Annotated in this window: 15 protein-coding genes; 5 read left to right on the top strand and 10 right to left on the bottom strand. The window is 58.8% G+C overall.

Features of this window, described 5'->3' with window-relative positions:
* The first annotated feature begins 73 nt into the window (after window positions 1-73).
* The 5 genes from ACYQ11_RS13000 (at window position 74) to ACYQ11_RS12980 (ending at window position 7,097) form a co-directional block, all read left to right on the top strand.
* Complete coding sequence (locus ACYQ11_RS13000; protein WP_459924228.1) at window positions 74-2,551, top strand: formylglycine-generating enzyme family protein; 2,478 nt, start codon at window positions 74-76, stop codon at window positions 2,549-2,551.
* Window positions 2,552-2,678: 127 nt separating this feature from the next.
* A complete protein-coding gene (locus ACYQ11_RS12995) occupies window positions 2,679-3,797 on the top strand; it encodes an aminopeptidase P family protein (RefSeq protein WP_459924227.1) in 1,119 nt (372 codons plus the stop codon).
* On the top strand, window positions 3,797-4,696 hold the full coding sequence (gene xerD, locus ACYQ11_RS12990; protein WP_459924226.1) for a site-specific tyrosine recombinase XerD: 900 nt from the start codon (window positions 3,797-3,799) through the stop codon (window positions 4,694-4,696). The genes ACYQ11_RS12995 and xerD overlap by 1 nt, the downstream gene beginning before the upstream one ends.
* A gap of 563 nt (window positions 4,697-5,259) precedes the next feature.
* Window positions 5,260-5,748 (top strand): hypothetical protein, encoded by a 489-nt coding sequence (locus tag ACYQ11_RS12985; protein WP_459924225.1) that lies wholly within the window; start codon window positions 5,260-5,262, stop codon window positions 5,746-5,748.
* Between the two features lie 194 nt (window positions 5,749-5,942).
* Window positions 5,943-7,097: a pyridoxal phosphate-dependent aminotransferase gene (locus ACYQ11_RS12980; RefSeq protein ID WP_459924224.1), complete on the top strand. Its 1,155-nt coding sequence runs from the start codon at window positions 5,943-5,945 to the stop codon at window positions 7,095-7,097.
* A 90-nt stretch (window positions 7,098-7,187) separates the two neighbouring features.
* Here ACYQ11_RS12980 and ACYQ11_RS12975 read toward each other — a convergent pair whose 3' ends face one another.
* From ACYQ11_RS12975 to ACYQ11_RS12930, 10 genes are all read right to left on the bottom strand, one after another.
* Complete coding sequence (locus tag ACYQ11_RS12975; protein WP_459924223.1) at window positions 7,188-7,844, bottom strand: class I SAM-dependent methyltransferase; 657 nt, start codon at window positions 7,842-7,844, stop codon at window positions 7,188-7,190.
* A 168-nt stretch (window positions 7,845-8,012) separates the two neighbouring features.
* The gene (locus tag ACYQ11_RS12970) at window positions 8,013-9,293 is read right to left on the bottom strand and encodes a transposase (RefSeq protein WP_459924222.1); all 1,281 of its coding nucleotides are present in this window, start codon (window positions 9,291-9,293) and stop codon (window positions 8,013-8,015) included.
* Between the two features lie 427 nt (window positions 9,294-9,720).
* A complete protein-coding gene (locus ACYQ11_RS12965; protein ID WP_459924221.1) occupies window positions 9,721-11,244 on the bottom strand; it encodes a TolC family protein in 1,524 nt (507 codons plus the stop codon).
* Window positions 11,244-14,312 carry an efflux RND transporter permease subunit gene (locus ACYQ11_RS12960; RefSeq protein ID WP_459924220.1) on the bottom strand — a complete coding sequence of 1,023 codons (3,069 nt, stop codon included), beginning with the start codon at window positions 14,310-14,312 and terminating at the stop codon, window positions 11,244-11,246. The genes ACYQ11_RS12965 and ACYQ11_RS12960 overlap by 1 nt, the downstream gene beginning before the upstream one ends.
* Complete coding sequence (locus ACYQ11_RS12955) at window positions 14,309-15,502, bottom strand: efflux RND transporter periplasmic adaptor subunit (protein WP_459924219.1); 1,194 nt, start codon at window positions 15,500-15,502, stop codon at window positions 14,309-14,311. The genes ACYQ11_RS12960 and ACYQ11_RS12955 overlap by 4 nt, the downstream gene beginning before the upstream one ends.
* Before the next feature lie 4 nt (window positions 15,503-15,506).
* Complete coding sequence (locus tag ACYQ11_RS12950; protein ID WP_459924218.1) at window positions 15,507-15,629, bottom strand: hypothetical protein; 123 nt, start codon at window positions 15,627-15,629, stop codon at window positions 15,507-15,509.
* Window positions 15,630-15,842: 213 nt separating this feature from the next.
* Window positions 15,843-16,583 carry a lysophospholipid acyltransferase family protein gene (locus ACYQ11_RS12945; protein ID WP_459924217.1) on the bottom strand — a complete coding sequence of 247 codons (741 nt, stop codon included), beginning with the start codon at window positions 16,581-16,583 and terminating at the stop codon, window positions 15,843-15,845.
* Window positions 16,584-16,919: 336 nt separating this feature from the next.
* Window positions 16,920-17,867 carry an alpha/beta fold hydrolase gene (locus ACYQ11_RS12940; RefSeq protein WP_459924216.1) on the bottom strand — a complete coding sequence of 316 codons (948 nt, stop codon included), beginning with the start codon at window positions 17,865-17,867 and terminating at the stop codon, window positions 16,920-16,922.
* A gap of 372 nt (window positions 17,868-18,239) precedes the next feature.
* Complete coding sequence (locus ACYQ11_RS12935; protein WP_459924215.1) at window positions 18,240-20,234, bottom strand: preprotein translocase subunit SecA; 1,995 nt, start codon at window positions 20,232-20,234, stop codon at window positions 18,240-18,242.
* Complete coding sequence (locus tag ACYQ11_RS12930; RefSeq protein ID WP_459924214.1) at window positions 20,231-22,387, bottom strand: hypothetical protein; 2,157 nt, start codon at window positions 22,385-22,387, stop codon at window positions 20,231-20,233. The genes ACYQ11_RS12935 and ACYQ11_RS12930 overlap by 4 nt, the downstream gene beginning before the upstream one ends.
* Between the last annotated feature and the right edge of the window lies 1 nt (window position 22,388).

The raw sequence follows: 22,388 nt of genomic DNA, 5'->3' as shown, positions 1-22,388 counted from the left end.
ATGAATATCGGTCGTTTTTTCTTCATTGACTATAGGCCCGACTGCATCATCGTCCATCCATCCGGGAGCCATCGTGAGCCCAGAGCTGTCCCTTTCACAGATCAGCGGAACCCTGACCGAAAACGGAATCGAGCAGGCCGTCTCCGGATTGAACTACACCAGCCCCGGCAGCCTGAAATACAAGTACCTGAACGCCATCAGACGGCGCTATGACTCTCCGGACGCCATAAGCACCCTGACCCGCATCGATCAGGACATCCTGATCCGTGAAATCTGGACCACCATAGACGACCCCGATGCGGTCCGGGCCAAGCGGAAAAACCTGAGTTCCATCCGCTCGACGGTCAATGCGGACCTCAACCGCCTGTACGAGTCCGGCGGCAACCCCGAAGGCATTACCATCAGCCCGGACCATGTGTTCGTCATGTCCGAGGAAGCCAAGAACGAACGGCTCAGCGCCTTTTCACAGACCATGCGGGCAGACGGGGCCATGGATCTGGACAAGGTGTCCGAAGTCCTGTCCCTGATCAACGAGTTCATTGCCTCCTACGAAGGAAAAACGCAGGATGCCGACACGGACCAGACCCTGGACAACATCAAAAAAATCCTGAACAGCCTTCGAAACATGGCCTTGGACGAAGAACCGCCGCCCGAGGCCGACGAGGTGGACGATACCGAACTTGATATCATCGACGACGACGATATCCTCGAGGAAATCGATGACGATGTCGAGATCATCGATGCGGACGAGGCGGATCTGATCGATGATGAACCCCTGGACATTGTCGACGATGAAGAATTCGAAGACATCGACGACGAGGTCGAGATCCTCGACGAGGACGAGATCGACGAGACGGACGGGGCCGAAACCGGACCGGGCGGCGGCGAAGACCTCGAACCCGTCGACGAGGCGGAGGTCGAGATCCTCGATGATGACGAAATCGACATTGTCGACGACGAGGAATTTGAAGACATCGACGACGAGGCGGAGATCCTCGATGAGGACGAGATCGACGAGACGGACGACGCCGAAACCGGACCGGCCGGCGGCGAAGACCTCGAACCCGTCGACGAGGCGGAGGTCGAGGCGGTCGATGAGGACGAGATCGACATTGTCGACGACGAGGAATTCGAAGATATCGACGACGAGGTCGAGATCCTCGATGAGGACGACCTCGACATTGTCGAGGACGAGGAATTTGAAGACGTTGACGACGAGGCGGAGATCCTCGATGAGGACGAGATCGACGAGACGGACGACGCCGAAACCGGAGCGGCCGGCTCCGAGGACCTCGAACCCGTCGACGAGACGGAGGTCGAGGCGGTCGATGAGGACGACCTGGAGATTGTCGACGACGAGGAATTTGAAGACATCGACGACGAGGTCGAGATCCTCGATGAGGACGACCTCGACATTGTCGAGGACGAAGAATTTGAAGACGTTGACGACGAGGCGGAGATCCTCGATGAGGGCGAAATCGACGAGGCGGACGACGCCGAAACCGGAGCGGCCGGCTCCGAGGACCTCGAACCCGTCGACGAGACGGAGGTCGAGACGGTCGATGAGGACGACCTGGAGATTGTCGACGACGAGGAATTCGAAGACATCGACGACGAGGTCGAGATCCTCGATGAGGACGAGGTCCGGCCGATCGAGGGGGGGGCGCCGGCCGGGGGTCTGCCCGACGACGGCCCGGATCGATCTGTAACGCCGGAAGAAGAAACCCGCCGGCTGGCCGAACAGTTCGACCGTCAATTAAGCGCCATGGACCGGTATTACAACAGCTATCTGAATATCCCCAAAGGCACCTACCGGGTGGGGAGCCCCGCTCCGGTAAAGCATGAACTGCCCGAGCGGGAGGTCTGGGTCGACGAATTTTTCATGGGTAAATTCCCCATCACCAACGCCCTGTTCGAGGTTTTTGTCTCCAAAACCGGTTACCGGACCACCGCGGAAAAGATCGGCCACGGCCTGGTCTACACGGGGCGGTTCAGAAAAACCGTCGATAAAAAAACCGGGCAGATCCGTTCAACCTGGTCGTCCAGCCACCGATACGATGTGGTCAAGGGCGCATGCTGGTATCATCCGGAAGGCCCCGACAGTTCGCTGATCAACCGGCTGCATCATCCGGTGGTTCAGGTCAGCCGGGAGGACGCCCTGGCCTTTGCGGCCTGGGTCGGAAAAAGCCTGCCCACGGAAGTAGAGTGGGAGGCGGCGGCCCGGACGGTCAAGGGCTATGCCTACCCCTGGGGTAACCAGTGGGTGCTTCACGCCTGCAACATGGAAGACAGCGCCGTATCCGGAACAACCGCCGTGGACCACTATCTGGATTTCATGAACGACTACCACCTGGCCGATCTTCTGGGCAACGTTCTCGAATGGACCTGCGACAGCATTCCATCTCCCTACAACGCCAAAAAAAACATGCGCTATCTGGTGGCCAAGGGCGGCAGCTTCATCTCCGGCGGCCCTGTGCCCCTCTGGGCCCGGTTCGTGTTCAAAGACGACTATACCTCCAACATCGTGGGATTCCGATGCGCCGTCCGGTAAAACCAATCGAACGTTTTTTGGAAACGATTCCGTGACGGCATCGTAATTTTTCTTAAAAAAAAACCGATTTCCTGATAATAAAACAACCCTGACCCAAACGACCGGACCCCCCGGAGAGGAGACAACGTTGATCGGATTGTTTGAAAAACGCGTACAGGCTTTCAGAAAGAAACTACGGCAGAACAGCGTCGACGGATTCCTGGTCCTTCACCAGGCCAACCGTCGATTTTTGAGCGGTTACACCGGCCACGACACGGGCATCGACGAATCGGCGGGCGCCCTGTTCGTGTTCGAGGACGCCCTGATCCTGGCCACCGATTCACGCTTCGAACTCCAGGCGGCCCGGGAATGCCCCGAGGCGGATGTCATCTGCTACAAGACCGGTATCCACGAAATCCTCCCCGAAATTCTGGGCGCTCATCCCTGCAAGAATCTCGGATTTGAAAGCAACCGGCTGTCCTATGCCAATTACTGCAAGATCAAGGAAAGCATCAACGCCACCAGCCTCAGGACCCAATTGTCCCCGGCGGACTTTCTGGTCGAGGATCTGAGGGTGGTCAAATCCGACGAAGAGGTCGCCACGATCCGCAAGGCGCTGGCCATTGCCGAAACAGCCTTTGTGAAAACCCGTGAACGCATAAGAAAAGGGGTCCGGGAAATCGACCTGGCCTGGGAACTTGAAAAAAACATGCGGGAGCTGGGCGCCGAAGGCATGTCCTTTCCTCCCATCGTGGCCTCAGGGCCCAACAGCGCCCTGCCCCACGCCATTCCCGGCAACCGCATGATCCAAAAAAACGAACCCCTCCTGTTCGATTGGGGTGCCATTTATGACGGGTACTGCAGCGACACCAGCCGGACCCTTGTCCTGGGATCGCCCGATGAGACCTTTCAGGAGCTTTACACGATTCTGCACGATGCCCAGGCCCTGGCCATCGAGGCCATCCGCCCCGGAGCCGGGACCAAAGACGTGGATGCCCAAGCCCGCCGGCACATTGAAAAGGCCGGATACGGCAAAAAATTCGCCCATGGCCTGGGGCACGGCGTGGGTCTTGAAATCCATGAGGCACCCCGGCTCAGCCCGCTCAAGGACACCCTGCTTGAGGCGGGCATGATCGTCACCGTGGAGCCGGGGATCTATCTGCCGGACTGGGGGGGCATCCGCCTTGAAAACATGGTTCTGGTGACGGAGACGGGCGCGGAGGTTCTCAACACCCTCAGCTACGACGACTATCGAATCGACGGGTGATGATGGCTGCCATCGATACCCATATCGATGTCTTTCTCAATTACATCCTGGTGGAAAAGGGCCTGGCCGACAAAACCCTGGAATCCTACAGCCGGGATCTTGCACGGTACGCCGCCTTTCTGGGTGAAAACGGCATATCGACGGTTTCAAACGAAGACACCTACCTGATCCTCAAGCATCTGATCTCCCTGAGAGACGAAGGGCTGTCGCCCCGTTCCCGGGCCCGGCATCTGGTCAGCCTGCGTGGCTTTTATGCCTTTCTGTTCAAGGAAAAAATCCTGACCCAGGACCCGTCCCGGCTGATCGATTTTCCCAAAAGCGGCCTTAAACTCCCCGACACCCTGGATCTTGGGGAAATCACCGCCCTCATCGACGCCCCGGACCCCACCAGCCACCGGGGATTGAGGGACGCCGCCATGATCGAGCTCCTCTACGCCGCAGGCCTCCGGGTCAGTGAACTGGTCTCGCTGAAAGTGAGGGACGTCAACCGGGAAGCCTCCTTTGTCCGGGTCTTCGGCAAAGGGTCCAAGGAGCGGGTGATACCCATGGGGCAGTATGCCCGGGAAAAAATCGACCTGTACCTGGCAGGCGCCCGGCCCCACCTTCTGAAAACAAAAGCAAGCGAGTATCTTTTCGTGGCCCGCCAGGGAAAGCCCATGACCCGCCAGGGATTCTGGAAGCTGCTCAACCGATACGCCCTCAAAGCGGGCATCCGCAAAACCATTTCTCCCCACACCCTCAGGCATTCCTTCGCCACCCATCTCCTCGAAGGCGGCGCAGACCTGCGCGTGGTCCAGATCATGCTGGGCCACGCAGACATCGCAACCACCCAGATCTACACCCACATCACCCGCGACCACCTGAAAAAAATCCACACACGCTTTCATCCCAGGGGATAAGTTGCCCTAAAAGCGAACGCAGAGCAATCGCATGTCTATCCCGCACGACACATGGGTCATGCCCTGTGGGGAGCGGCTCATGACATGCCGTGTGCCGGGAATTGACAACCCCCATTCCCTTCGTGTCCTTCAGGGAGCGCAGCGACCGGGTGGTTGAATGGTTTGACCATGACGGAAAAGAGGCGGGGCTCTTGTCCGTCACGGCATGGGATGCCCACAGGAGCGTTGCCGTGCGACATGCCCCGGCATGTCCGGCGTTCTCTGTGTCTCCGTGACTCTGTGAGAGCGATTAAACCGGCGTCTCCCAAGGGGGCGGTCTAAGTGATTTCTCACAAAGACACAAAGTCACAGAGAGGGTGTCGTATGCTCAAGCGGTGTATTTCTTGCCGGCACGGATGACGTGTTTAAATCCGGATATGAAACATGCGATTACCCTGGAAGGCGGACGTCTTGACACTTGACAATTCAAGGCCGATCTTTTAAACAGACAGTTTACGAAATTCGTTGCCTGAACCGTTTTTCGGTGGCATCATCAAAACAGACCTTAACGGGATGAACGGGTTATGACGTCAACCGGCAAAAAAGATTCCAGCGGCATGATGAAAAGCATCTTTGCCGCGCATCTGATCCTGGTGCTCCATGTTTTACTGATTGCGGGCCTGGGATGCCTGATTCTTTTTTTCGGCGTGATCGTTCAATACCTGGTCTGGATCCTGATTATCGGGTCGGCGGGCATTTTTCTGGCCGGCTACCTGCTCAAACGAAAAATGGTCCGTGAAGGGAAACAGCTTCGTGATATGCTGTCCCTTCCGGCCTTCACGGGGCGCACCATCGAGGTCAGCATCCTGGGCGGCATGGCGTCCCTGCGCCTGGAGAACCCCGGCAACACCTCGATTGACCCGCGCCCCCGTCTTGCCGAACACAGCGGGCACCTGATCGACTCGGGCAACTACCAGTTGCGGGAGCTGTCCGAACTGGCGGATCTTTACAAAAAAAACCTGATCACCCTCGACGAATACAACAAATTCAAAACCAAACTGATCAATTCCTGATGGTCTTGTAAAAAGTCAATGTTTGGACGGCTTCGTAAAATATTCGAGATCAAGGCTTGCGAGTCCCGAGGAATGAGGCGTACTAAGGGTACGCCGCAGTGACGAGGGATGATGCGTAACGCAGATATCAAACATTTTACGAAGCCGTCAATTCCTGAACACTCATTTTGTACCCCCCAAGAAGGAGACACCTCATGCAAACCAGCGACCGGACCAGGGGTCTGAGGCAATCGGAAATCCGGGCCATGACGCGGGCCTGCACGGAGGCGGGCGGCATCAACATGGCCCAGGGCGTCTGCGATCTGGATATTCCGGCCCAGGTGATCGAAGGGGCCAAGCAGGCCATGGACGAAGGCCAAAACATCTACATGCCCTGTGAAGGGTATCCGGATCTCCGAACGGCCGTGGCGAATCGTCTCGACCGGGAGCACGGCATGGCCGTGGACGCGGAAAGCCAGGTGTTTATCAGCGCCGGAGCCACCGGGGCCTTTTACGCGGTGTGCATGGCCCTGTTCAATCCCGGCGACGAGGTGATGCTGTTCGAACCCTATTACGGCTACCACCGGTCCACCCTGTCGGCCATGGGGGTCAACGCCGTGTTCTCCCGGCTGAAAGCGCCTTCCTGGGCCTTCGACTGGGATCAGATGGCCTCGCTCATCACCGACAAAACCCGGGCTCTGGTGCTGAACACCCCGGCCAACCCGTCGGGCAAGGTGATCAGCCGGGATGAGCTTTCCCTTCTTGCGGATTTTGCCGGGACCCACGACTTGTGGATCATCACCGATGAAATGTACGAATGGTTCGTCTACGACGGTCTTCGCCACATTCCTCCGGCCGGCCTGCCGGAGCTGGCCGACCGCACGGTGACCATCTCGGGTTTTTCCAAAATTTTCAGCATCACCGGCTGGCGGGTGGGCTACGCCGTCTGCCCCCCTGCCGTCACCACGGCCGCTGCCCACATGAATGACCTCATTTACGTCTGCGCCCCCTCCCCCTTGCAGGTGGGCGTTTGCCGCGGCCTGATGGAGCTTCCCGAATCCTATTACCAGGCCATCTGCGATGACCACCGGATCAAACGGGACCGTTTCTGCACCGTGCTGGCCGATCTGGGCCTCACCCCCTCCGTTCCCTCCGGCGCCTATTACGTCCTGGCCGACATCAGCCGTGTGCCCGGCAGGGACGATCTTGAAAAAGCCATGCACATCCTGGCCAAAACCGGCGTGGCCTGCGTCCCCGGCCGCGCCTTCTACCACGACGACGGGGGAAAAAACCTGGCCCGTTTCTGCTTCGCCAAAAAGCCCCGGATTCTGGACGAGGCCTGCGAACGGATGGGCCGACTGTTTCGCTAAGGAATCGGCCCTTTTTTCAGGCAGAGCCCGCCCAATGAGCGGCCGCCTGGGTGGAGAAGGTGGGGAGGGCGTCCCCGTTTCGCATCAACCTCAGAAAGGTGAAAGGGGCTTCTTCATGATGGCCACGTTGAGGGCCGGAACCATGCAGGTCCATCCGAAACGCCCGGCCAGACAATGCATGGTCTCCTCGCGGTAAAATATCACATGGGTCGGGTCACGCCGGTAATGCCAGGTTGAAAAATCCACCGTGTCCGTCCGAAATGTCGTCATCACCGCCAGAATTCCCCCGGGAACCAGCAACCTGTCCAACGTTTGAAACTCCTCGATCGGCCGGTAAAAATGCTCCGCCGCCTCGGTGCAGGTGACAAAATCATAGGTCGTTTCAAGCGGAGCCGAATCCGCGAAAAAAAAGGGATCGTACACGGCCGTGGGATGCCCCGCCGCGCGAAGCATCGTTGCCAGAACCGGCACGGGGCCGCAGCCGTAATCCAGCCCCCGGGCGCCCGGTTTGAGCATCGGGATCAGCGGATCGGCCAGGGTTTCCAGAAAACGCCGGTATCCCTTATCATCCGGCCTGTTTCGATGCAGACCGTAGCGTTTCCGCTCCTCCTCAGCCGACAATCTCTGATCCGGCTCAAGAAACGTCACCCCGCAGGCCGCACAGGAATAATACACCCCGGCTCCCGCCCTCTCGACCGTCTTCGCCCCCCCGTCACCACAGATCACACAGAGCCGCGTGCACGCCATCGTTCCTCCATGCCCTTCGCCAAAAAATTCCCGCAAACACTACCACGGATTCCCCTTCACCGGCAAGCCGCCCTGTGAATAAAAAGAAAGGGCCGGAGATGTTACATCTCTTCCATTTCGAAACCTAAGTCTCATTCGCCCAATGGGGCAACGCTGTCCGGGTTTCCGTCACAAATACCATTCCAGTCGGTGAATAAAGCATGGAATCAGGTCACGTAGGGGCTTCGGCGAGAAAAAATGATTTCTGATAAGCCTTACGATCTGTGCTGAAATTCGGGAGATGTGGCGGCATAGATAGAGCAAGGGATGCACAAAGCGATGATGTGCCTCGGCGATCTTTGATCTTTTGTCCAGTTGATCACGGTATTTTTTTTCGGCTTTTTTATCCGAGGTCTGGTGCTCGTTCTGAACCGTTTCAGAAAGGAAACGGATAAAGTTGTAAATGATGCCAATGGAATGTCCTTGGATTTGAAGCGCATTCAATCCGGTGGCCCAGGCTTTTTTCTCACCCAATGCGTTTTTAAAACAGTCAAAGGCCTTTTCGATATTCCAGCGCAAAAAATAAAGCCAACAGATAAGACCCGGCCGGAGATCATTTCCGAGAGTTGTGTAAAACGTTATTTCTTCACCGGTTTCGGGATGAACGTAGTCGATAATTCGAACCATGGCGGAAGAGTTTGGAAATCCCCCTGTGCGATCTCTGACGACCCCTTGGTTGACAGGATCATCGGCATCGAATGGCCTCTCTCCACAATAGATGGGCGACATGTTGGACTTGGTCCTTGAAATAACAAGATGGCCCCGCTTCTTCTGTTTTTCCCACCATGCGTAGTCCACATAGGCCCGATCGACAATCCAAATCAGGTTAACCATTATATTCATAGTCTCGATGGCTTTCCTGAAGTGTGGCAGCTCATGAGCTTTAGATGTCCCATCCGTAACGGGTGTAAGAAGTTGGACAAGGCCGTTCCGGATATTTTTCATGTAGATATTTCCAGGGGCATAAATTCGTTGATCACTCATTTTTTTCAAGTGGCTTGGATGTTCAATGAAATGGCCGTCAGCAGCGAAAATATCAAATTCGTTGAGTTCAGGAAATGCCGAGAGATTGTCAATGCCTCTGCCGGTCAGTCCCGCAGATAAAAGGTCGTGATAAAGGGCGCTCAATTCCTTGACGGCACGGCATCTTCGTTTTGATTTTAAAGCATCGAAAAACGTCGATCGGGGGACATGACTATTGAATACATCATGAAGGAATTGCAAAAAATCCCTTCCGCTTTGATTGAGAGTTATAACTCTCTTGACACAGGCGAGAATGAATTCAATATCAGTCAAACCAGGACATTTTCGTTTATGATGTTTAAGGCATGCCTCCAGCTGGTGGGAAAGCGTTTCGTGGATGGGCAGAGTTTCAACGTTTTTGAACGTAACCGGGCTGTGCGTCGCCATGATTATATCTCCTTTAATATCGGATATTTATAATTTTTGACTCACATATTTACCGTAATGTCAAGGGCTTATTTGATCCGGCACCATTTTTTCCACTATCTGTCAGGCAATCATGGCGGGCAAGGTTGTGTAAGGTCGTGGCTGCCGAAAGATTCTTCCCGACGTTGCGGATGACGTTGTTGGTTGCAGCCTGATCCTGATGATTTTGCCCCACGAAGAAAAACGTATGGACAGGCGGCCAGGCAGGAGAATCTTCACGGCATCTTTATAAAAGGAAGGTTGGGTCTGTATAAGCTCATATCGCCGTGACGGCTCAGGTCATGATTTTTGATGCGCCGTTTGAGATATACGCACAGCTTGGATGTTCAGGCGTCTAATGGGGGTCGGCCGGGTGGGGTAATGATTAAAACCCGGACACCGTTGCCTATCAGTCAAGATCGATGCCGCGCATGGCAAGAAGACTGCCTTCGGCCAGAAACAGGCGGATCAGGGCCATGCGGTAGGTGACCAGGGCCTCGACTTCGGCCAGGCGGGCGGATAGAAGGTCTCGCTGGGCCTGGGCCACCATCAGGGATGTGCCGGCGCCCACATCGAAGCGGTCCTTTTCAGCGACACAGGTCTGTTCCTGGAACAGACAGGTGGTCCGGGTGGCTGTGATCTGCTTTCTCAGACGCTCGACCTCATTGATGGCCAGCTTCACATCCAGGCGGATCAGGGAGATCAGGTTGTCGACGGCCAGCCGGGCCTGGAGCCGGGAGGTCCGGGCGGCCTCCTCCCTGGCCCGGGCCGATCGGTTGCCCAGCGTATGGCTGAACGACAGACCAACGGCGATATCGTCGGCACGGTTTTCGGATTCAAACACGTTGTCCAGCCGGTTGCCGTCGACGGTCCGCCCCAGGGACACGAAAAAATCAAGCTTGGGCAGCAGCCCGTTTCGGGTCATCACCGTCTCCAGATCATGCCGTTCCAGCCTCAGCCGGGACTCGGCCAGATCGGCCCTCAGGGCCTCGGCCAAAGCCAGCCGTTCGGAGGCATCGGTGATGGGAAGGGTATCGATGGACGGCGGTGTCAGAGCCCGGACCCGGGCCTCGTCCCGCTCCGGATCGATCAGGTTGAGAAGGATCAGGCGGTAGCGTTCGACCCGGCTCCGGGCGTCGATCAGATCCTGTTTACGTAGGGCCTCCTCGCTCCGTGCCGCCGCCGCTTCGGTCCGGGGCAGATGACCGATGGCGATCTGCTCTTCGATCTCACTCCGCTGTTTTCTGGCCACGGCCAGGGACTGCTCGACAATGATGATCGTCTCTTCGGCCAGCACCAGATTCCAGTACGCCAACTCCGTATCGGCCACCAGACGTTCGGTAAAGGCTTTCAGTTCTTCACGGCTGATGGTTGTGTCCAGAGCCGCCTGCCGGATTCGGACCCGGTTCACCGACGGTCCGAATCCTTTGAGCAGCGACTGGGTCAGACTCATCCCCACGGAGGATTCCCGGCGTTTCGGTTCGTCGGTTTCGCGAATGTGCTGTCGGGACAAGGAAAGTTCCAACCGGGTGCCGGTGTCAAAGGCTTTGCGCATGCCCAGCCGGGCCTCGCCCTGTGTCTCACGCGCAAGGACCGGATTGAGACGATCCTCGTCCCGGGTCCAGGCCAGTTCGGCAAACAGCTCCGGATCGAAAGCGGCCTGTTCGATGCGCGCGAAGGTATCGATGCGGATCGGTTCCAGGCGCTGCACACGCAGATCCCGATTGTGTTCCAGAGCCGACGTCACAGCCTGCTCGATGCTCAACGGCAGAAGATCGTCTGCCGGCAGGTCCGGCACGATCCCGTCTTCGCATCGAAGCGGGTCGGCATCGGAATCGGCTGATTCCGCCCGGCCCGACCCGGCCGAAAGCAGCAGACACAGAAGAAACATCGCACAACAAGCCACCTGTTTGAGCCCCAGACGAATCATCATCACACCTCCCCCGACCGTTCGGGATGGAACAGGGAATACATCACCGGGATCAGCACCAGGCTGATCAGGGTGGACCCGATCAGCCCGCCGACCACGGCCCGGGCCAGGGGGGCCTGGGCGTCGGCCCCCTCCCCGATACCCAGAGCCAGGGGCAGAAGTCCGAACACCGTGGTCAGGCTGGTCATGAGAATGGGTCTCAGACGCCTTCGGCCCGCCTCGATGACGGCATCACGGACCCCATGGCCCCGGGTGTTCAGCCGGCCGGCCTGATCGACCAGAAGAATGGCGTTGTTGACCACGATGCCGCCCAGCATGATGCAACCGATGTAGGACTGGATGTTCAGGGTGGTGTGGGTGAGAAACAAGGTGAAAAGAACACCCACGGCGGCCACGGGTACGGAGAACATGACGATCAACGGATTGACAAAGGATTCGTACTGACAGGCCAGAACCATATACACAAGAATCAAAGCCAGAAACAACGACAGCAACAGCTCACGAAAGGATTTCTGCTGCTCTTCATAGTTTCCGGCCAGGGCCAGGTCATAGCCCATGGGGCGAGGAATACGGTCCAGTTCTCGAAGAACGTCTTCGGCCACCGAACCCAGATCCCGCCCCGACACATTCCCTATGACGGTGATCAGCCGCTGCTGATCCTTGCGGTTGATCTGAGACGGCCCCAGACCGGCCTCGACGGTGACCACGCTTCTGAGGGCGACGGCATCTCCGGCGGGGGTGTTCAGGGTCAGATCGAGAATCTCGTCCATGGACCGCAGATGGGCCTCCTTCAGCTGGACAAAGATCCGATAGGCATCCCCCTCCGGCCTGAATTCCCCGGCCTTTGTCCCGGCCACCGCCGTCCGGATCACCTCGGCCACATCCCTGGCGCTCAATCCCAGGTCGGCAAGTTTGTCCCGATCCACGAGAAGGGTCTGCTGGGGAAGCCCCGCCACCCGATCGGAATCGATATCCGTAATGCCGTCAACCCGGCCCAGGGCCTCGATCGCATCGGTGGTCAGGGCATCGAGCAAGGACAGGTCGAAGCCCCGGACTTCCACGGTGATGCCTTCATCGCCGGCCAGCAGGCGCTGAAGAATAAACTGGCCCTGGGGGGCACGGACCCGAACGGTCATCCCCGGAATCATGCCGGTCAACCGTCGTCTCAGATCATCGGCAATGTCCGTGTTCGACCGGCTCCGAAGGCCGGCAGGCGTCAGTGACAACCGGATCTCCCCCTCGGGTTCGTCGCCGCCGCGGCTTGCGGCCACCACGGACACCGTCTCGGGCACCGCGTCCCTGACCACCGCCTCGATCCAGAGGAGCTGACGATCGACCAGATCAAGCCGCGTGCCCATGGGCATCTCCCCGGTGACCCGGACCTCCCCCTCATCGCTGGGCGGAAGAAACTCGGTACCGATCAGGGGCAGCAGCAGAAGACTGAACGCCAGCATCAGGCCCGTGATCACAAGGGTCGCCGCCCGATGGTCCAGAACCCTTGCAATCAGGGTTTTGTATCCGGATTCAAGGCCGTCGAAAAAGCCTTCGGCCCGGGCGCTCAGCGCATCGATCCACGTCAATGAACCGCTTCGTTTAGCAGGCATGCGGAGCAACTTCGATGAAAGCATGGGCACCAGACTCAGGGCCACCAGCAAGGCACAGATCAGGGAAAAAACAATCACGTAAGCCAATTCCCGGAACAGAACCCCGGTCACCCCTTTGAGAAAAATCAGCGGCAGAAAAATCACCAAAGTTGTGATGGTGCTGGCCACGATGGCGGCCGCCACCTCTCCGGTACCCGTGACTGCGGCGATCTGGGCGGACTCTCCCTCATCGGTTTTCCGGCGGAAGATATTTTCCAGCACCACGATGGAGCTGTCGACCATCATGCCCACCCCTAAGGCCAGTCCGCCCAGGGTCATCAGATTGAGGGTCAAGCCCCCGAAATAAATCAGGGTGAAGGTGGCGATGATGGAAATGGGAATGGAAAGAGAGATCACCAGGGTGCTTCGAACGTTACGCAGAAAAAACAAAAGCACCAGGATGGCGAAGCCGCCGCCGTAAAGCACGGAGCCGGCCACGTTTCGGATGGACCGCTCGATGAAATTGCCCTGGTTGATCACGGGCACGATCCGCAGTTGGGGAAATTCCCGATTGGCCCGTTCGATTTCCAGAAGGATGTTTCTGGCCACGTCCACCGTATTGGCCTCGGCCTGCTTGCGGATACCCACCCGGATACCCGGTTCGCCGTTGACACGGACCCGGCGGGTGACTTTTTCGTAAGTATCCTGAACATCGGCCACCTGGGAAAGGGTCACCACCGCCCCGTCAATGACATCCACCACGGTGTTTCGTATCTGATCGAGATTCCTGAACTCCGACGGCGCCCGCAACACCACCTCGTGTTGCCCTTTTTCGATGTTTCCGGCGGGCAGATCCACGTTGGACTGCTTGAGGACCTCCAGAATCCGGGGCAGAGAAACGCCCAAAGCCCTGATCCGTTCATGGTCCACCGCCACCCGGATCTCCCGGTTAAAGCCGCCCCAGACATCCACCTGGGCCACCCCCTCGAGACGGGAAAAACGATTTCTGACCCGGGTTTCGATCAGCTCGGTCATTTCAACCGGGTCCAGCGTTCCGGCGACGCCGAGAATCACCACCGGAAAACTGTTCACATCGAACTTGCGGATCCGGGGACGATCCACGTCGTCGGGCAGCTCATTGATTTCATCCTCGATGCGGGACTGGAGATCCAGAGACGCCGTGTTGATGTCCGTACCCCAGGAGAAACTCACCCGGATGGTGCTTTCCCCTTCCCGGGTTTCCGAACGGATGTCCGCAACCCCCGGCACCGTGGCCACGATCTCCTCGAGAATCTGGGTGACCAGACGTTCCATGACCTCGGGTCCGGCGCCCTCGTAATCCGTCCGGATGGACACGGTGGGCAGTTCGATGTCCGGCAGCAGGTCGATCCGCAAACGAAAAAGCGCGGCCAGCCCCAGGCTGATCACGATCAGGGTGATCATCATGGTGAAGATCGGCCGACGGACGCTGAACGATGCCAGGCTCATAGGGCCTCCGAGCCTTGGTCGGATGCCTGTTCGGGAATCGTCACCGCTGACCCGTCGGAAAGCATCTGCTGCCCCAGGGTGACCACAAACGATCCGGCGTCAAGACCGGATACGGCCACCACATCCCCCTGACGGATCCCCACCGCCACAGTCTGCCAGGCCACATGCCGGCTGTCGGCCTGAAGGACAAACACCCCGGTCTCCCCCTGGCGGACGGTCAGGGCCGCCTCGGGAATGACTCCGGCATCGTCCCGGTGATCGAGCACCACATCGGCCCGGATGAACATTCCCGGTTTCAGGCGGTGGTCCGGATTGGGCACCCGGATCTCCACCCGTGCCTGTCGGGTCTCCCGACGGAACACCGGGGCGATACGGGCGACGATGCCGTCGAAGTGTTCGCCCTGATAGGCGTCCGTGCTCAGCCGGACCGTCTGTCCCACCGTCAGCCGGGCATAGTCTTTTTCCGTGATGAAAATGACCCCGGTCAGGGGGTCGAGATTCACGATGGACAGCAGCGCATCGGTGGCCGATACCGTATCGCCCTCGTCCACAAACCGTTCCGCCACCACCCGCTCGTCGTCATCGCCCATCCATTCGGCCGTAACCCGGGTGTAACCCAGACGAATCCGTGCCGATTCCACCGAGGCCTCCGCCCGGGTCACCTGGGCTTTGGCCACCTCGAGGCGGGACGATTTTTCAAGTTGTACCGTTTTGGCCGCATCGAGCTGGGCATCGGAGGTGATCCCCCGGCGACTCAGGGTCCTGACCCGGTCCATTTCCCGGTTGGCGATGATCAGGGCATTTTCCGCCTCGGTCAGATTGGCGTTGGCCACCGTCAGATCGGCCTGGGCCTGGGCCAGATCCTGGACATACTCCTCGTTGTCCAGTTCACAGACCAGCCGGCCCCTCTGAACCGTGTCGCCGATATCCACCGACAGCCGCTTGACCCTGGCAACGATCTTGGGAGCCACGACAAACCGGTCCCGGGCCTCCAGGGTGCCGCTGAAGGTGCGGGTCCAGGTCATGGGCCGATGCTCGACCGGGGCGATCTCCACGGCAATGGGCATGGGCTCGCCCGCTCGCCCGGCACGTCCCGTTTCGCCATCGATCCGACTTGCGATGATCCAAGCCAGAACGGCGGCCGCAACCAGGGCCAGGGCAACGACGATGGTGCGTGTGGGGATGTTCATGTCCTCATTCCTCTATGAAAGATGATCCCACGGCCCGGACCATATGAATCAGGGCCACACGGTTGCCGGCGTAATCCGTCCGTTCTTCGATGCCGTGGGGCGTGAAACCCAGTTTTGAAAGGCACATATCGCAGGAATATCCTTCGCATCGACGGCACGGTATGTCAAGCGCATGGGAACTGTCTCCTTTTATCAGGCAATCAGGCTTTTTTTATCACGAAAACTAAGCGGTGGGAATACATCAGGGGAAACACATACAAATCGCATACGTCAGGTTGTTTAATATTTCGGAAACGACGCCCTTTGGGCCTTTTCGCCCCTCACCGTTCGCGGCCCAATGTCATCTGACACGGGCAGACGACTGACCGGTGATATCGACATAATAGGCCTGAAGCATCAGGCGGTCCGCATCCGGATCACCGGATGAGTACAGTATGGACCCCGCAGGCTCGATGATGCGGCTGTAATCGATGTACATGTAATCGTCGGTGATCAGACTCACATCGCTGGTCAGGTCCAGGTATTTGCCGGACACGTTGCCGTAAAAACTTTTGATCAGTTTCATATCCTCGTCGATGTCGCCGGTGGGCATCAGGGCCGGACCGATCCCGCCCTTTTTCAGCCTGTAATCAAGAAATCCCAGGGCAATGGGAACGCCTGCCCCATGGGCGATGTGGTAAAAACCTGTTTTCCAGTACCGCGCTTTGGATCGTGTGCCCTCGGGGGGGATCACCACGATCAGCTGATCGGCCCGGTCAAAGGCCGCAACGGATTGGGCCACCACATTGTCCGATTTGCTCCGGTCGATGGCGATACCGCCCATCCATCTGAAAAAATACCCGAAAGGCCAGCGAAACAGGGTGTTCTTGCCCATCCAGTAGATCTTGATACCCATGGCGAATGAGATCAGCATGGTGTAATAGAAGTCCCAGTTTGTCGTGTGGGGCGCCGCGATCATCACGTATTTCTTCAAATCCGGGGCCTTCCCCGCCACCGTCCATCCGCTGAGTTTCAACACCATGACCGAAACGAGGCGCATGATGGTCCGAATAACCGGGGTGTCAAAAATCGTGTAATGCATGGCAACTCCTGCTTCTTGAACCAAAAAAACCCGTCACAGGAATACCTGCAACGGGATCACTGAAAAAGCCGAACGAAATTTTTGCCATATTAACAGCTATCCCGTTGGCTTACAATACATCATTTATTACAGGATAAACGCAGGTGACGCTGAGGTTGTTTTCATTTGCAACACCGCTCGATGTTTTGTTCCGCCGCGTCGATTCTGAGCCTGTCTCTTTTTCTCCCTTCTCCGTGGTGTCCAAACGTTTCGCACGCGCCTGGTGGACAGGGTGGACGGAGTGGACCCCGTGGACGGGTGGCGGGCATTTGGTGGGCAGGCTTTGGGGTCGCTTGGTCAAGGGGTCCGCTGTGCGTGTTTTTCCGTGACCATGAGGATGGCCTTTCCAAGGGCCCGGTTGAAATCGGGGATGCGGTTCATCATCAGGAAATGATCGGCTTTTTGAAGAACAATGGCGTTGAAGGACTGCATGTGCCGTCGGTTCGCCTCGACATTGACGGGCCACATGTCGCCGTTGACCGTGACGACCGGGATTCGGATTTTTTCGAAGATCGTTGCCGCCCGGCCGGTGACGTACTGTGTCAGCATGTCATGCATCGCGCTCAGGGCAACGCCGGGCGGTGCGGCCGACATGTCGGAAAGAATCCATTCGCGGAGCCCGGGATCGGTTTCGGCTGAAATCATCTCGCTGACAAACTGCCTGCTGCCCTGGCGAAAATTTTCCGCAAGGGGTGCCGTCATCGCGTTCAGGGCTTCCGATGTCATCGGGTACTCGATATTCACAAGGGTATCGATGCCGATCAGTCCGACGACACGATCAGGCATCAGACAGGCCGCTTCGGCGATGACCGTACCGCCCATGGAATGACCGATCAGAATGACGTTCCTGCTTCCCGTCGATTCCGTGACGGCCCGCACATCCTCTCCGAACGAGGCCATGGTATAGTCCGTGCGGGACATTCCGGAATGGCCGTGGCCTGCGAGATCAAGCACTACGACACGATGCTTTTTTGAAAACACCGGCACCTGACCACGCCAGTAACGGGCATCGCAGCTCCAGCCATGAACGAACACCAGCGTCGGTTCGCCTGTGCCAAAGACCTCATATGAGATCGGCGTGCCGTCCTTTGAAAACGCCACGCGGGGCCACTCGGCCTCGGACGGTTTCGCCCCGGCCAGGAAAAACAGCGCCACCAGACAGACCCAAAGGGCCGCCCCATGGGTGGCCTTTGCTCGGGCGTACCGCGCCCGAGCCGATCGAACGATCGTTGACATACCGGTCATGATTCATCTCCTCCTTTATTGACATGATACGAGACCATCAAAAAATACCCAAAAATAGATATCATCCCCACCAGGAAGTCAAGCAAAAGGGCCGGGTCAGCCATTTCTTTTCCTATCTCTTTTTCTCCCTTCTCCGTGGTGACCAAACGTTTCGCACGAGTCGGGTGGACAGGGTGGACGGCGTGGACGGGTGGCGTGGTGTCCCTCGTTCACAGGTTCCGGCCATGCCTGTCCAAAAAAACAGCATCACATCACATGCCACCGCCCTTATTGAAAACCCCAAAACCCGTTTGGCCGCCTTTTCAAAAGGCGGTCCCCCGGAAGGGACGCCGGAGGCGTTTTTTCGATTTCGATTTGAAATTGGGGTTGGCGTCAGCTGTCCAGAGGGTTGCGGCCGGCGAAGGAGAGGGCTTCTTCGAGCCAGGTGTCCATGGCAAGGACGTTTTTGCGTTGGCGGTAGGCCAGGCGCTGGGCGGAGAGCTGGGCTCTGTGGTAGAGGGTTTCGCTGAGTTTGCGGACGGTGGGGCGGTTGGCGGCCAGGGCGTCGGCCAGGCGTTTGCGTAAGGGTTCGGCCACGAAGCGGGTGATCAGTTCGTCATCGAGGCTCATGAAGGCCCGGGCGCTGCCGGGATCGCCCTGGCGGGCGCTGCGGCCGAACAGTTGGCGGTCGATCCGGGCGGATTCGTGGCCTTCGGTGGCGATCACGTGGAGGCCGCCTTTGTCGGCCACGCCCTGCCCCAGCTTGATATCCGTGCCGCGACCGGCCATGTTGGTGGCGATGGTGATCCGGCCCTGCTGGCCTGCGGCCCGGACGATGCCCGCCTCCTCCTGATGATAGACCGCACTCAAGAGGTTGAAGGAAAGGCCCCGGTCACGCAGAATTGCCGCCACCGTTTCGCTGGCCGCCACATTGCGGGTGCCCACCAGAACCGGGCGGCCCAGGCGCTGAACGGCCTCGACCTCATCGGCCACCGCCTGCCAGCGTTCGTCGGCCGTGGCGAAAATCCGGCTGGGATAAAGGTCACGGATGCAGGGGCGGTGGGTGGGAATGGTCATCACCGTGAGATTGTAGATCTGCCAGAATTCTCCGGCCGCCTCCAGACCCGTGCCGGTCATGCCGGACAGATGGCGGAACAGACGGAAAAACCGCTGAAAGCTCAGACGGGCCAGGGTCTCGCTGGGATTGGAAAGACCAATCCCCTCCTTGGCCTCCACCGCCTGATGAAGGCCCTGACGCCATGTCCGGTTGGGCATCAGACGCCCGGTAAACTCATCGACGATGACCACCTTCCCGTCCTGAACCACGTACTGTTTGTCCCGCGTATAGAATTCCCGGGCCGACAGGGCCTGGATCATCAGTTCGGTCCGGCGGTCCCGGCTTTTCCACAAACCGGAAAGGGTCCGGGTCAGACGGTCGATGCGGTCCTCACCCTCCTCGGTCAGACGGATGTCCTTGTACTTCAGATCCTTCGTATAATCCCGATCCGGCAGTAAATGACCGGCCAGACGGCCCGCCTGTTCGATCACATCGATCAGCATGCGGTTTTCCTGGGGCCGGGAAATGATCAGAGGCGTCACCGCCTCATCGATCAGCACGCTGTCCGCCTCATCGACAATGGCCGTGAACAGGCCCCGCAGCACCAGATGATCGTGGGTGCGGGTTTCGGGAAAAAGAAACCGCCTGATCAGACGGCGGGAAGCCTGGGGTACAGCGCCCAGCATCAGCCGGTCCCTTAAAAAATCGGCGGTCAGTTCCTTGCTGGTGGTGTACACCACCCCCTTGTCATACTGCTCACGCCGTTCCTGCGCTGCCATGGTCGTCGTCACGGCCCCGACAGACAGACCGCAGGCCTGGTAGAAGAGCTTCATCTCCCCCGCATCCCGACTGGCCAGGTAATCGTTGACCGTGACAATATGACAGGGGCGTCCGGACCAGGCGGCCAGCACCGCCGGAAGGCAGGCCGTCAGACTCTTGCCTTCCCCCGTGGCCATCTCCGTGAGGCAGCCCCGTGACAGGGCAAGGGCCCCGGCCACCTGGACCGGATAGGGGCGAAGACCCAGGGTGCGTTCGGCACACTCGACCAGAAGGGCCAGGGCCTCGGGAACCCGGGCCTCCTGATCCCTGCCCTGCCGTCGGAATGTCTGTTTGATCTCCCGGAGCCGGGCGTTCAGATCCCGGCTGGACAGATCCTTCAACGCAAGGGATTTCTCCGCCACGTCCCCGGCCTCGACCAGCAGGCGGCGACGGTGAACGGCCCGGCGCCCCCACGTTCCCAGAAGACCGTGGGCATAGGCGTCCAGCCCCTGATGCAGCTTGCCGGGGATCTCGATTTTCGTCTTGCGGTAATCGGCGGTGGGACGCATCATATCCGGTACCGTTTCTGGAGAAGTCTGCGCAGGGCGCGGAAACCCTGGACCAGCAGGGGTTCGGGATCCATGGTGAAGCGGATTTTTCCGGATCGTCCGTGGAAAAACACGACCCCCTCGGTGGTGTCAAGCGTCGCGTCAATGCTGAAAAATGATTCGGCGGCCTGGGTGCCGCCGGCATCGTCGGCAGACACGGCGATATCGCCGCCGCCCAGCCAGCCCAGGGCTGCGGAGGGGAGTTTTTTCTGTTCAAAGGGAATGATGGTGTAATCGTTGACCGCCACGTTGCGGGCCGCATGCCCTGCGATCCTGACCTCGGCCTTTCTGATCCGGTCCACGAACAGATGGGCCGCGTCGTCCTGGGAGACGATGGAGGAAAACCGGAAGGCCCCGTGGTCCACGATTTCTCCGATGGGCGAGCCCTTGGGCAGAAAGGAACCGATCCGCTCGGCGGCCGTGGGTGCCACCCAGACACCCTTCTGCCGGGCCCGTACCACCAGATTGTTCTTCTGGTGCTCCAGATCGGCCAGTCGGCTTTCGATGACCGACAATCGCCGCCGCAAGGGTTTGAGATCCGCCACATCCTCGCTCATGGCCCGCATCAGAAGGGCACGGGTTTCCTGTTTCTGGGCTTTGGCGTTTTTCGTGTCGATCACAAGGGTCGGATCCGACAGGGTCAGAAGGGGCGTCCCCGGTGTCACCAGGGTTCCGGAGGGAACCAGCAGATGGTCCATGTAGCCCGGCGCCTCGTTGATCACCTTGATGTAGGCCACCGCTTCAAGAACGCCCGGCGCCCGGAACCGATTGGGAAAAGGGAAAATAGCCAGGGCGAACACCACTGTGAGAAAAAGGGCCGCCGACACCCCCACGGCCCGTCTGCGTGTGCGTTCCAGCCGGGGACTGGTGGCCAGGTAGTTGAAAAAGCGGTACAAGGGCACCAGGCCCCAGGAAATCAGGCAGATCACCGCCATGATCAGACCGGCCAGCAAAAACTTGTCGGCCACAAACAGCACGATCCCCGTGAACACCAGAATCCGGTACAAGCCGCTGAGCACACCGAAAACGCTCAGCCAGAAGGCTTCTTTGGACGTTCGGGCCGGGCTTTGGGAATCCTGATATCCGAACAGGTGTTTTTCGGCCAGATGGCGCAGTTGGAGGTTGGACTGCCGGGCCAGATTGGGAATGTCCAACAGGTCCGAAAGAATGTAGTAGCCGTCGAACCGCAGCAGGGGGTTGCCGTTGAATACCAGGGTGGACACCGAGGCGATGAACATGATGTTGTAGGCCAGGCTGTTGACGGTGCCCTGCCCGGTATGGGCCCAGACCAGGGTGGCCAGGGCCGCCACGAACAATTCGATGATCATGCCCGCGGCCCCGACGAAGGCCCGTTTCCAGCGGTTTCGAAACGACCAGCTGGAGGTGGCGTCCATGTAGGGAAGCGGCGTGAAGACCAGAAGCATCACCCCCATGGTGTGGACCTCGCCGCCGAACCTTCGGCAGACCACGGCATGGCCCAGTTCATGGAGGCTTTTGACGAACACCAGCCCCACATACAAAAGAAAAAGGTTGCCGGGGGAAAGGATCCCCTGGGCCTGATGGCCCGCCAGATCGGCGTGGTCGATGACGGTTTTCAGGGCCAGCCCCACCACCGCAAGAAAGACCAGCGCGCCCAGGGGACTGATCAGAAGGCGGAACAGCGGCATGGCGGCCCTAAGAAACCGGTCCGGATCCCAGAGGGGTATCCGCATGAACATGATGCTCAGAAACCGGGATTTTATTTCCCGCTGACGGCGTTTGCTGAACCGCTCGAACAGCGCCCGGCCGTCCGGGGCCTGCTCTGTGTAAAGAAGGTTGGCATGATAGAGCTGGGTGAGCAGCTGAAGCACATCCTCCTGGCCCGGCGCCGAGTCGGGCGCCATGGACAGGCACTGTTCCCAGACCTCCTCCACGGTCCGCGTGGGGCTAAGGCGGATCAGAAAGTCATAGGCCGGAGGACGGACCCGGTAAAAGCCGTTGGTGAAGGGATCGCTGAACACATACCATTTCTCACCGCGAAAGCGCTGCATGCGAACATGGACGCCGGGGCGCAGCGAAAGCCTTAGACCCGCGATACGGTGCCAGGATTCACTGAAGGTCTTGCCCGATCCCGCCATA

This window comes from Desulfatiferula olefinivorans, from assembly GCF_054657895.1.
Note: the sequence above shows the minus strand (reverse complement) of the source record. Positions and strands in the feature narration are given on the sequence as shown.